At 46.9% G+C, this 12223-nt stretch carries 11 protein-coding genes; all 11 read left to right on the plus strand.

Annotated elements, in window-relative coordinates; translation table 11 throughout:
- Window positions 1–225 precede the first annotated feature (225 nt).
- The 11 genes from ispE (at window position 226) to spoVT (ending at window position 11507) form a co-directional block, all read left to right on the plus strand.
- Window positions 226–1098 carry a 4-(cytidine 5'-diphospho)-2-C-methyl-D-erythritol kinase gene (gene ispE / locus ACQCVE_RS18685; protein WP_426847127.1) on the plus strand — a complete coding sequence of 291 codons (873 nt, stop codon included), beginning with the start codon at window positions 226–228 and terminating at the stop codon, window positions 1096–1098.
- Between the two features lie 56 nt (window positions 1099–1154).
- Window positions 1155–1982, plus strand: a complete 828-nt coding sequence (purR, locus tag ACQCVE_RS18690) for a pur operon repressor (RefSeq protein ID WP_426847128.1) — start codon at window positions 1155–1157, stop codon at window positions 1980–1982.
- A 100-nt stretch (window positions 1983–2082) separates the two neighbouring features.
- Window positions 2083–2457 carry a RidA family protein gene (locus tag ACQCVE_RS18695; protein WP_426847129.1) on the plus strand — a complete coding sequence of 125 codons (375 nt, stop codon included), beginning with the start codon at window positions 2083–2085 and terminating at the stop codon, window positions 2455–2457.
- A 137-nt stretch (window positions 2458–2594) separates the two neighbouring features.
- Window positions 2595–2888: a septation regulator SpoVG gene (gene spoVG, locus ACQCVE_RS18700; RefSeq protein WP_426847130.1), complete on the plus strand. Its 294-nt coding sequence runs from the start codon at window positions 2595–2597 to the stop codon at window positions 2886–2888.
- A 227-nt stretch (window positions 2889–3115) separates the two neighbouring features.
- Entirely contained in the window at window positions 3116–4501 is a 1386-nt protein-coding gene (glmU, locus tag ACQCVE_RS18705) for a bifunctional UDP-N-acetylglucosamine diphosphorylase/glucosamine-1-phosphate N-acetyltransferase GlmU (protein WP_426847131.1), read from the plus strand.
- Window positions 4502–4519: 18 nt separating this feature from the next.
- Complete coding sequence (locus ACQCVE_RS18710) at window positions 4520–5473, plus strand: ribose-phosphate diphosphokinase (RefSeq protein WP_426847132.1); 954 nt, start codon at window positions 4520–4522, stop codon at window positions 5471–5473.
- A 113-nt stretch (window positions 5474–5586) separates the two neighbouring features.
- Window positions 5587–6222, plus strand: coding sequence for a 50S ribosomal protein L25/general stress protein Ctc (locus tag ACQCVE_RS18715; RefSeq protein ID WP_426847133.1), 636 nt, complete (start codon window positions 5587–5589; stop codon window positions 6220–6222).
- A gap of 146 nt (window positions 6223–6368) precedes the next feature.
- Complete coding sequence (gene pth, locus ACQCVE_RS18720; protein ID WP_426863621.1) at window positions 6369–6941, plus strand: aminoacyl-tRNA hydrolase; 573 nt, start codon at window positions 6369–6371, stop codon at window positions 6939–6941.
- Window positions 6942–6990: 49 nt separating this feature from the next.
- Window positions 6991–7221 carry an anti-sigma-F factor Fin family protein gene (locus ACQCVE_RS18725; RefSeq protein ID WP_426847135.1) on the plus strand — a complete coding sequence of 77 codons (231 nt, stop codon included), beginning with the start codon at window positions 6991–6993 and terminating at the stop codon, window positions 7219–7221.
- Window positions 7222–7306: 85 nt separating this feature from the next.
- Complete coding sequence (gene mfd / locus ACQCVE_RS18730) at window positions 7307–10831, plus strand: transcription-repair coupling factor (protein ID WP_426863622.1); 3525 nt, start codon at window positions 7307–7309, stop codon at window positions 10829–10831.
- A gap of 139 nt (window positions 10832–10970) precedes the next feature.
- Window positions 10971–11507 (plus strand): stage V sporulation protein T, encoded by a 537-nt coding sequence (spoVT, locus tag ACQCVE_RS18735; protein ID WP_426847137.1) that lies wholly within the window; start codon window positions 10971–10973, stop codon window positions 11505–11507.
- The last annotated feature ends 716 nt before the right edge of the window (window positions 11508–12223 follow it).

The raw sequence follows: 12223 nt of genomic DNA on the forward strand, positions 1-12223 counted from the left end.
CATCTGACTGCTGCGCCTGCCCGGGCTGAAACATCTGCTTTAAGCCCGGGCAGATGCGGACAATCCGCAAGAGAAAAAAAGACGCAGAGGAACTCTCTTTAAGGCATGGAATCTTTCCCAATGCTTGCAGGACCTGCTGATCCTGTCGAAAAACAGCAATATTTCTCTTCTTTTTGTGGTACAATGTGGATACAATTTTAGTTCGTTTTAGAAGCAGGTGAAAGAATGCGTATTCTCGAAAAAGCGCCAGCGAAAATTAATTTATCACTGGATGTTTTACATAAAAGAAAAGATGGATTTCATGAAGTGGAAATGGTAATGACGACAATCGATCTGGCTGACAGGATTGAATTGATTGACCTGGGTCCTTCCGGGGGAATTACGATTACTTCGCATAACCGGTTTGTTCCGGATGATCACCGGAATCTGGCGTACCAGGCGGCGAGTATCCTGAAGGAGCGCTATGGCATTAAGCGCGGAGTATCCATCGGCATTACAAAGGTTATTCCGGTTGCAGCAGGACTTGCAGGCGGCAGCAGTGATGCCGCAGCTGCTCTGAGAGGGCTGAATCGGTTATGGAACCTCGGTTTATCTCTTGATGAACTGGCGGTAATCGGAGCCGAGATTGGTTCTGATGTTTCTTTCTGTGTGTACGGGGGCACCGCACTGGCTACCGGCAGAGGCGAAAAAATCCGTCATATTGAAGCTCCGCCGCACTGCTGGGTTATATTGGCCAAGCCAGCAGCGGGGGTATCGACAGCAGATGTCTACCGCGGGCTTAGGCTTGACCGAGTTGTCCATCCTCATACAGGCAGAATGGTTGAAGCAATCCAGGAAAAGGACTACGAAGGAATCTGCAGAAACATGGGGAACGTTTTAGAGACCGTTACTCTAAACATGCAGCCTGAAGTTGCAATGATCAAGGACCAGATGAAACGGTTCGGAGCAGACGCCGTTTTAATGAGCGGAAGCGGACCGACCGTCTTTGGACTCGTCCAGTATGAATCAAAGGTTCACCGCATCTACAATGGTCTCAGGGGATTTTGCGATCAGGTATTTGCTGTAAGAATGCTGGGTGAGCGATGTGAACTTGATTAAATCCGTATATTAAGATATATTATCTTTAACAATATTCGGATTTTGGGGGTTATTCCATGAAGCTTCGTCGAAGCGGCAGACTCGTGGACATGACGAATTATATGCTTAATCATCCGCATTCGCTTGTCCCTCTTACGTATTTTTCAGAAAGATACCAGTCTGCAAAATCATCGATCAGTGAAGATTTAACCATTATTAAGCAGACGTTTGAACAGCAGGGAGTCGGGTCCCTGCAAACCGTCCCGGGAGCAGCCGGGGGAGTGAAATTTGTGCCCGGCATGCATCACGAAGAAGCCCGTGCCATTATTGATTCTCTTAAAGGCCGGATGGCGGCGCCGGATCGGCTTCTTCCGGGGGGATATCTGTATCTGACCGATATTCTCGGAGATCCGGCTTTGGTCAACAAAGTCGGCAGAATGTTCGCATCCGTTTTTGCCGACCGGGAAATCGATGTTGTCATGACTGTAGCAACGAAAGGCATTCCTCTCGCTTATGCTGCTGCAAACGACTTAAATGTCCCCGTTATTATTGTGAGAAGGGACAGTAAGGTCACAGAGGGTTCTACGGTCAGCATTAATTATGTGTCCGGTTCATCCAAAAGGATTCAGACAATGGTTCTGGCAAAAAGAAGTCTCAAGGAAGGCTCCAACGTGCTGATCATTGATGACTTTATGAAAGCCGGCGGGACCATTAATGGAATGGTCAGCCTTCTGGACGAGTTTCAGGCTAAGGTTGCGGGCATTGGCGTATTGGTAGAAACGGAAGGCGCGGAAGAAAGGCTCGTGGATGAATACATTTCGCTTGTCAAATTAACCGGTGTCGATGTGAAGGGCAAACAGATTGAACTGCAGGAAGGCAATTTTTTTGATTTTGCAAAAAAATAAACCTGTCTTGTCAGCGCATACATGGTTCGCGGCAACCGGCCGGATTTCCACTAAATAGTTAACTCATTAACAGCCTGCCAAATAAAGGAGCGGATGAAAAATGGAAATCATTCAAACAGCTAAAGCGCCTGCAGCGATCGGCCCTTATTCCCAGGGGATGATTGTGAACAACCTGGTCTTTACTTCCGGTCAGATCCCTCTGAAAGCAGATGGGGAAATGGTCTCTGGAGATGTGAAAATCCAGACCCGCCAGGTTTTTGCTAATCTTAAAGCGGTACTCGAACAAGCCGGGAGCTCGCTTGAGCAGGTTGTAAAAGCGACTGTTTTTATTAAAGATATGAATGATTTTGGTGAGATCAATGAAGTGTATGGGGAATATTTTCATACACACAAGCCTGCACGATCCTGTGTGGAAGTGGCCAGACTGCCAAAAGACGCACTAATTGAGATTGAATGCATTGCTCTAACTAAGTAATATACCCAAGTCAATAAGAAAACCTTCCTACCTTTCCCTGATTTTTCAAAAAAAATTCCACATCTTGCAGGATTTCAGAAATTTCCGTGGAATTCATACTGTAAAGTTTTTCATCCAGGGAAAAGGTGGTGAACATAATGGAAGTGACTGACGTAAGATTACGCCGCGTAAACACAGAAGGCCGCATGAGAGCCATTGCATCCATTACTCTTGATCACGAATTTGTTGTACATGACATTCGTGTAATCGATGGGAATAATGGCTTATTTGTTGCAATGCCAAGCAAAAGAACTCCTGATGGAGAATTCCGCGATATTGCCCATCCTATAAATTCCGGGACGCGCGGCAAAATTCAGGAAGCTGTATTGAATGAGTACCACAGGCTTGGAGAAATGGAAGAAGTTGAATTTGAAGAAGCAGGTGCTTCCTAAAATATGATGCCCTTGTTACAGTGTAACAGGGGTTTACTTATGCGCTGCTGTCTTCTCCGCTTCCAGAAATCCTCCAGTTTATCCTTTCTAAACTCCCGCTATGATAGTCCCATCCGCTGTTTTGAGAATGTGAAATATATTGGTACTTTTTGTTCCTGCCTTGAAAAGAAGACTTATTTAAGATATATTTTTTAATGGATAAATAGGGATACTTGGGAGGCTTACACATGGAAAATCGTTATGCAGTCGTTCTGGCAGCTGGTCAAGGTACACGTATGAAGTCCAAGCTTTATAAAGTTTTACACCCTGTATGCGGCAAACCAATGGTTCAGCATGTAGCAGATGAAATGTCCAAATTGAATCTCAGCAAAATGGTAACCATTATTGGACACGGGGCAGACATGGTAAAGGCTCAGCTTGGAGAAAAAAGTGAATATGCTTTGCAAAGCGAGCAGCTTGGAACCGCTCATGCGGTCATGCAGGCTTCAAGCCAGCTGAATGATCTTGAAGGCACAACGATCGTTGTATGCGGCGACACTCCGCTGATTACATCTGAGACGATGGAGAATCTGCTTTCCCATCACAGCGAGACAAACTCCAAAGCTACAATTTTGACAGTAAAGGCAGAGGATCCAGCAGGATACGGACGGATTGTCCGCAATGATGCCGGGCTTGTTGAGAAGATTGTCGAGCACAAGGATGCTACAGCAGAAGAACGCAGGATTGATGAAATTAACACAGGTACATACTGCTTTGATAACAAACTGCTTTTTGAAACATTGAGCAAGGTTTCAAATGATAACGTGCAGGGAGAATACTATCTGCCTGATGTAATTGAAATCCTCAAAAACGAAGGTGAAATCGTTTCAGCCTACCAGACGGATTCTTTCGAGGAATCTCTGGGTGTTAATGACCGGGCAGCGCTCTCTCAAGCGGAAAAATATATGAAAAAACGCATCAACATCTCCCACATGCGCAGCGGAGTTACCCTGATTGACCCTGAACAGACCTACATTTCAGCGGATGCTGTGATCGGCAGAGATACAGTTATTTACCCAGGAACAATCATTAAAGGGGATGTGAAAATCGGAGAGGACTGTGAGATCGGTCCAAACTCTGAAATTAAAGACAGTGTGATCGGGGACCGGACTGTCATCCGCCAATCTGTAGTCCATGACAGTGAAATCGGTAATGAAGCAGCCGTAGGGCCGTTTGCTCATATTCGCCCGCAATCTTCCATTGCTGATGAAGTGAAGATCGGCAACTTTGTGGAAGTAAAGAAATCAGCGATGGGCAAAGGAAGCAAAGCCTCCCACTTGAGCTACATCGGGGATGCGGAAATCGGAGCAGATGTGAATCTCGGATGCGGTTCGATCACGGTTAATTATGATGGGAAAAATAAAGCACTGACAAAGGTGGAAGATGGGGCGTTTATCGGATGCAATTCCAACTTGATTGCACCGGTAACCATTGGTCAGGGAGCCTATGTCGCAGCAGGCTCGACGATTACTGAAGATGTGCCGGGACAAGCGCTATCGGTTGCACGCGCCCGACAAGTCAATAAAGAGGACTATGTCGGCCGGCTGAGTATGAATCAAAATTCTATATCCTAATTGGAGGTTCACCACATTATGTCAAATCAGTACGGCGATGCAAATTTAAAGATTTTCTCATTGAATTCCAATCCTGCCCTTGCAGAGGATATCGCAAGCGTAGTTGGCGTTCAGCTTGGAAAATGCTCAGTAACCCGTTTCAGTGACGGGGAGATCCAAATCAACATTGAAGAAAGTATCCGCGGCTGTGATGTGTACATCATTCAGTCTACAAGTGGACCGGTAAATGAACACTTGATGGAGCTTTTAATTATGATTGATGCGCTAAAGCGTGCTTCGGCTAAAACGATCAATATTGTGATGCCTTACTACGGTTATGCACGACAGGACCGTAAAGCCCGTGCACGCGAGCCGATTACAGCGAAGCTTGTAGCAAATCTTCTGGAAACAGCCGGTGCGAACCGTGTGATTACCCTTGATTTGCATGCGCCTCAGATCCAAGGTTTCTTTGATATTCTGATTGACCATTTAATGGGTGTGCCAATTCTTGGAGACTATTTCAGCAAAAAGGACCTTAAAGACATCGTCATCGTTTCACCTGATCACGGAGGGGTTACAAGAGCCCGCAAACTCGCTGACCGCCTGAAAGCGCCGATTGCGATTATTGATAAACGCCGGCCTCGCCCGAATGTCTCAGAAGTAATGAACATTGTCGGTAATGTCGAAGGAAAGACGGCTATCCTGATTGATGATATTATCGATACAGCCGGTACCATCACTCTTGCTGCCAATGCACTTGTTGAAAATGGAGCATCGGAAGTATATGCATGCTGTACGCATCCTGTTCTTTCCGGTCCTGCGATTGAAAGAATCGAAAATTCCAAAATTAAAGAGCTTGTCGTAACCAACTCAATCAGCCTGCCTGAAGAAAAGAAAATCAGCAAGGTAATCGAGCTTTCCGTTGCGCCTTTAATTGGAGAAGCCATCATTCGCGTCCATGAAGAGCAGTCAGTAAGCACGCTTTTTGATTAAGACAGCGGGCGGATTTTTTCAGTATCGGCTTTAAGATCTTATGTTTAGACCGGCTTAATTGTGGGAATTGACTATAATAAGCAATTTATCACGATGTTAGGAAGGTGTAGGACATGAGCACAACCATTAAAGCACAGGAAAGAAAAAATTTAAAAAACTCTGCTACAAGAGCTATTCGTTTGCAAGGCCATGTGCCTGGCATCATATACGGATATAAAACAGAAAACAAAGCGGTATCCCTTGACAGCATTGACCTGCTGAAAACATTGCGTGATGAAGGCCGCAATGCCATCATTAAGCTTGATGTGGACGGTAAAACGCATTCTGTCATGGTGAATGATATGCAGATGGATACTATGAAAAATGAGATCCTTCATGCGGATTTCCTTGCAGTTAATCTGGATTCTGAAGTGGATGTGGAAGTGCCGCTTCACTTAACCGGTGACGCCCAGGGAGTAAAAGATGGCGGAGTGCTTCAGCAGCCGCTTTACCAAGTATCTGTCACAGCTAAACCGAGCGATATTCCTCAAAGTATAGAGGTGGATATCTCAAACCTGGCTGTCAACGATACCATTACTGTATCTGATTTGAAGGATGAGAAAAAATATACCATCAACAATGAAGACGATGAAGTGATTGCTTCTATTCTTCCTCCTCAAGCTGAAGAAGAAATTGATTCCGGCGAAGAGCAGGAGCCTGGTGAACCTGAAAACGCTGAAGGGCGTGAAGGGGAAGAGCAAAGCGAATAAGAAGGAAACTTTATGGATGGCTGGCCAAGCAGACTGTTTTGGGCCAGCCTCTTTTCTATGTTCAAAAACTTTTCTATAATATAATAAGGGCTAGAACGCAATTTATATGGCTGAACGGCCAATGCAGCGATAAAGGTGGGAATGGCTTGAAAGTTTTTATTGGACTCGGGAACCCGGGTAAGCAGTATGCAGAAACACGTCACAACGCTGGTTTTATGGTTATAGATGAACTGTCACGCCGTTTGTCTATTCCGCTTGACCGTTCCAAATTTAACGGAATATACGGGATGGGTATGGCAGGCGGTACGAAGGTATTGCTCGTTAAGCCGCTTACATATATGAACTTGTCCGGAGAGTGCGTGCGTCCATTAATGGATTTCTATGAAGTTCCGGATGAGGATATGGCCGTCATTTATGATGACCTTGATTTGCCTGCGGGGAAAATCAGGCTGCGCACTAAGGGAAGCGCAGGCGGGCATAACGGAATCAAGTCCATGATCCAGCATTTCGGAACCCAGGAATTTAACCGGGTGCGGATTGGAATTGACCGTCCGCCGAGCGGAATGAAGGTGCCGGATTATGTCCTTGGAACCTTTTCCAAGGAAGAACAGCCTCTCATTAAAGGCGCAGTCATCCGCTCTGCAGAAGCATGTGAAGAATGGCTTGGCAAACCGTTTTTGCAGGTGATGAACGATTATAATCAGGTTAAGGAAGTATAATGGATTCCTCAAGCGTTTATACTAACTGTAAAAAGCGTATGGAGGAAATATGGCATACCATTATTATTGCAGGCATTGCGGAGTTAAAGTAGGCAGTCTCGAAAAAGAGGCAGCCCATAGCGGAGAATTGGGATTTCACCATCTATCCAGTGAGGAGAGACAGGAGATGATCCGCTACGCGTCGAATGGAGATATAGAGGTTAAAACCATTTGCGAGGATTGCCAGGAAGCGCTTGACCGCAATCCTGCCTTTCATCAAGTGGAAAAGTTCATACAATAAAAAGCTTTGGCTTTTAGACCCAAAGCGTTTTTCTATTTGTCTGCTGAGCAGGAAAAAGACAAATTTTGCGGAAGGAGGGAAAGGCATGAAAAGTCTGCACTCATTTTTTTATGAAAATGAAGATTTTAATACGGTTGCTGCCGGCTTGAAGGAAGGGCTTAGGGAACAGCTGCTGGCTGGGCTTTCAGGTTCAGCCAGGTCTCTATTCACCTCCTCTTTATATATGAAAACAGGAGAATCTGTACTTGTCGTAACGCACAATCTTTATCAGGCGCAGAAGGTTTTCGAGGATTTGGCAAATTTAGCGGGGAAGGATGTATTTCTTTATCCGGTGAATGAACTGATTGCCTCTGATATGGCTGTAGCGAGCCCGGAGCTGATGTCTCAGCGGATGGAGGTGCTGAACCACCTCGTGTCCGGCAATAAAGGCATTATCGTAGCCCCGGCTGCGGCACTGAGAAGGCTTTTGCCCCCAAAGGATTTGTGGAAATCAAGCCAGAAGATTATTTCAGCAGGTGAAGAGCTGGACACGGATGCTTTGTACAGATGGCTTGGGCAAATTGGATATGAACGCGCAAACATGGTTTCGGCACCGGGAGAATTCAGTGTAAGAGGTGGGATTATTGATATTTATCCTCTTACTGAAGAAAACCCTGTAAGAATTGAACTATTTGATATCGAAGTGGACTCGATCCGGTCCTTTGATCTTGCGGATCAGCGCTCTCTTCATAAAATGGATCAGGTGAGCCTTGGGCCTGCAAAGGAAATCCTCCTTCAGAGGGAGCATTTGGAGCGCTGCGGGCAGAAGCTGGAAGAAGCCCTCTCAAAGTCCTTGAAAAAGCTTAAGAGTGATCAGCAGAAGGAACTGCTGCTGCAAAACACCCGATATGAACTGGAGATGCTCAAGGATGGGCAGGTTTCAGAAGAGATGCATAAATATCTTTCCTTCTTTTACGAAAAGCCTGCTAGTTTGCTAGACTATTTTGAAGGAACATCCACGATTGTTATGGATGAAATCAGCCGGATCCATGAGATGATGGAGCAGCTGGACAATGAAGAAGGTGATTGGATAACAAGCATGCTTGAAAACGGAAAGATCGTTCATGAGGCGGTTATTTCGCATGAACAGCCGTTAGTCAAGCCATCCAACCCCGTAGTCTACCTATCCCTTTTCCTGCGGCATGTACCGCATACAAGCCCTCAGAACATCCTGAACGTTTCATGCAAGCAGATGCAGAACTTCCATGGTCAGATGAACGTACTGAAAGGTGAACTGGACCGCTGGAACAAAGGAAAGTTTATTACGGTATTTCTCGGGGCAAATGCGGAGCGGGTCACGAAGCTTGAACAAGTTCTGAAGGATTATGATATGGAGGCCTCCATTATAAAAGACGGAGATCCATTAAAGCCCGGTAAAGCTTATATTCTGGAGGGAGATCTTCAGACAGGCTTTGAATTGCCGCTTCAGAAAGTGGCCGTAATTACAGAGGAAGAGCTTTTTAAAAAACGTGTGAAAAAGCAGCCGAGACGCCAAAAGCTATCCAATGCAGAACGGATTAAAAGCTATTCCGAGCTCCAGGCAGGCGATTACGTGGTGCACATTAACCATGGAATCGGTAAATACCTGGGAATTGAAACGCTTGAAATCAATGGAAATCATAAGGATTATCTGAATATCCACTATCAGGGGACAGATAAACTTTACGTACCGGTTGAGCAAATTGATCAGGTCCAGAAATATGTAGGGTCTGAAGGAAAAGAACCGAAGATCTATAAACTTGGCGGCAACGATTGGCGGCGGGTGAAGAAAAAGGTAGAATCGTCCGTTCAGGATATTGCAGATGACCTTATTAAGCTGTACGCCGAAAGGGAAGCAAGCGTCGGCTATGCCTTCTCTCCGGACGGGGAGATGCAGCGCGACTTCGAAGCCGCTTTCCCTTATCAGGAGACAGAAGACCAAATCCGCTCCATTCATGAAATCAAGCTGGATATGGAACGGGAAAGGCCGATGGACCGCCTGCTGTGCGGAGATGTGGGCTATGGAAAAACAGAAGTTGCCATCCGGGCAGCCTTCAAAGCCATTGCAGACGGGAGACAGGTTGCCCTCCTTGTTCCGACGACCATTCTGGCACAGCAGCATTATGAAACAGTGCGTGAGCGGTTCCAGGACTATCCAATGACGGTCGGCCTTCTCAGCCGGTTCCGGACACGCAAGGAAATGAATGAAACAACAAAGGGGCTGGAGAATGGAACAGTTGATCTTGTGATCGGCACCCACCGTCTCCTTTCCAAGGATGTAAAATATAAAAATCTCGGCCTGCTGATCATTGATGAGGAGCAGCGCTTCGGAGTAACCCATAAGGAAAAAATTAAACAAATGAAGGCAAATGTGGATGTGCTGACTTTGACAGCCACCCCAATCCCGAGAACGCTTCATATGTCAATGCTCGGCGTAAGGGACCTTTCTGTTATTGAAACCCCACCGGAAAACCGTTATCCTGTGCAGACTTATGTAGTGGAAAACAACGGGGGACTGGTCAGAGAAGCGATTGAACGTGAGCTTTCAAGGGGAGGACAGGTCTACGTTCTCTACAACCGCGTCGAAGACATCAGCCGGAAAGCAGATGAAATCTCTATGCTGGTTCCGGATGCAAGGGTCTCGTATGCCCACGGACAGATGACGGAAAACGAGCTTGAATCCGTCATGCTCAACTTCCTTGAAGGCCAGTCCGATGTTTTAGTCAGTACAACCATTATTGAGACCGGAGTTGACATTCCAAACGTCAATACACTGATCGTCTATGATGCGGACAAAATGGGATTATCCCAGCTTTATCAGCTCAGGGGGCGTGTCGGCCGTTCAAACCGGGTTGCCTATGCGTATTTTACATACCGCAAGGATAAAGTGCTGACAGAAGTTGCAGAAAAAAGACTGCAGGCCATCAAAGAATTCACAGAGCTCGGATCCGGGTTCAAAATTGCGATGAGGGATTTGTCCATCAGGGGAGCGGGAAACCTTCTTGGCGCCCAGCAGCATGGATTTATAGACTCAGTTGGGTTTGACCTCTATTCCCAGATGCTGAAAGAAGCCATTGAAGAACGCAAAGGCGATGCACCGAAGGAAAAAGCATTTGAAACGGAAATCGACCTTGACCTGGATGCTTACATTCCGGAAGCATACATTGCAGACGGTAAACAGAAGATCGATATGTATAAACGATTCAGAGGCATTGCTTCCCTTGAGGACCTTACTGAACTGAAGGAGGAGATGACAGACCGTTTTGGAACCTATCCTTCAGAGGTCGGCTACCTCTTTAAAGTGGCGGAAGCGAAGCTGTATGCTGTACGCGAACAGGTGGAAACGATCAAGGAAGCGAAAGATGTCATTCACATGTCTATCAGTGAAGCAGCGAGCAAGCTTGCGGACGGGCAAAAGCTGTTCGAGCTAAGCAGCAAATACGGAAGAAAAGTAGGGCTCGGAATGGATGCGAACAAACTCAAAATCTCCATCCAGACTAAGGGGCTTATAGCAGATGAGCGGCTAACGATCCTGCTCGGATTGCTGAAAGGCCTGCAGAACGTGAAAAAAGAGGAAATTTCCGCCAGCTGATCTTTTGCTTTTATTTTCATTTATTGTGTGTATATTCCCTTTATTGTGAAGGATACTAACCTCAACAAAGGGTGGGTGCTGCAAAATGCATAGCACTCACCCAGTATCAATTCACCAGATGAAAGTGAGGCAGCAATAGATGAAAGCAACTGGCATAGTTCGTCGAATTGATGATTTAGGTCGTGTCGTCATTCCAAAAGAAATCCGGAGAACGCTTCGTATCCGTGAAGGAGATCCGCTGGAGATCTTTGTAGACCGCGATGGGGAAGTCATTCTAAAGAAATACTCTCCAATCAGCGAGCTTGGGGATTTTGCAAGAGAATATGCAGATGCATTATACGACAGCATGGGCAACCCGGTACTTATATGTGACAGAGACGCATTTATTGCCGTATCAGGCGGCTCTAAGAAAGAATACCTTAACCGCAACATCAGCGAAGACATTGAAAAAGCAATGGAAGAAAGAAGCTCCGTACTAAAGACCGAAGCAGGAGAAATCCAGCTGCTTGAAGGTGTAAAAGAAGAAGTCAAAGCCTATACAATCGGCCCGATCATTGCCAATGGAGATCCGATTGGCGCAGTCGTCATCTTTTCAAAAGAGGGAACCCTTGGAGAAGTGGAGAAAAAAGCGGTAGAAACGGCAGCCGGCTTTCTTGCACGCCAGATGGAGCACTAGGTTTCGATCTTATTATATGTACTTTAAAAAGGCAGCCCGAAGCAGGCTGCCTTTTGACGTATCGGAAGAAAAATTCATCAGACCTTTGAAGCTGAAAAGCGGCCCTCTCTTACCTCCGCAAACTGGTGCCCATTGACTCAAACCACATTTCCGTTCAGGTACCGGGCTGGCGCTCTGGATCCAGCTCCGGGCGCTAGCCCCTCGGCCGCTTCGCTTTCTCAGGCCCGCAGGAGGCGGGTCAGTTCTGTGTTGCGGCAGGATGCCGCGGTTTTAACAGAACTTCCTTAAGAAGCGCCTCTCGGTCGAAAGCTCCACCGTCTGTCGGGGCTGAACAAGCGCCCTCCGACTCAACCCACATTTTCGTTCAGGTACCGGGCTTGCGCTCTGGATCCAGCTCCGGGCGCTAGCCCCTCGGCCGCTTCGCTTTCTCAGGCCCGCGGGAGGCGGGTCAGTTCTGTGTTGCGGCAGGATGCCGCGGTTTTAACAGAACTTCCTTAAGAAGCGCCTCTCGGTCGAAAGCTCCACCGTCTGTCGGGGCTAAGCAAGCGCCCTCCGACTCAACCCACATTTTCGTTCAGGTACCGGGCTGGCGCTCTGGATCCAGCTCCGGGCGCTAGCCCCTCGGCCGCTTCGCTTTCTCAGGCCCGCGGGAGGCGGGTCAGTTCTGTGTTGCGGCAGGATGCCGCGGTTTTAACAGAACTTCCTTAAGAAGCGCC

The organism is Metabacillus sp. 113a (genome assembly GCF_050107635.1).
Classification (GTDB): domain Bacteria; phylum Bacillota; class Bacilli; order Bacillales; family Bacillaceae; genus Metabacillus_B.

Coding starts and splice junctions, on each gene's coding strand:
- ispE (WP_426847127.1), top strand. CDS start 226: ATGCGTATTCTCGAAAAAGCGCCAGCGAAAATTAATTTATCACTGGAT.
- purR (WP_426847128.1), top strand. CDS start 1,155: ATGAAGCTTCGTCGAAGCGGCAGACTCGTGGACATGACGAATTATATG.
- ACQCVE_RS18695 (WP_426847129.1), top strand. CDS start 2,083: ATGGAAATCATTCAAACAGCTAAAGCGCCTGCAGCGATCGGCCCTTAT.
- spoVG (WP_426847130.1), top strand. CDS start 2,595: ATGGAAGTGACTGACGTAAGATTACGCCGCGTAAACACAGAAGGCCGC.
- glmU (WP_426847131.1), top strand. CDS start 3,116: ATGGAAAATCGTTATGCAGTCGTTCTGGCAGCTGGTCAAGGTACACGT.
- ACQCVE_RS18710 (WP_426847132.1), top strand. CDS start 4,520: ATGTCAAATCAGTACGGCGATGCAAATTTAAAGATTTTCTCATTGAAT.
- ACQCVE_RS18715 (WP_426847133.1), top strand. CDS start 5,587: ATGAGCACAACCATTAAAGCACAGGAAAGAAAAAATTTAAAAAACTCT.
- ACQCVE_RS18725 (WP_426847135.1), top strand. CDS start 6,991: ATGGCATACCATTATTATTGCAGGCATTGCGGAGTTAAAGTAGGCAGT.
- mfd (WP_426863622.1), top strand. CDS start 7,307: ATGAAAAGTCTGCACTCATTTTTTTATGAAAATGAAGATTTTAATACG.
- spoVT (WP_426847137.1), top strand. CDS start 10,971: ATGAAAGCAACTGGCATAGTTCGTCGAATTGATGATTTAGGTCGTGTC.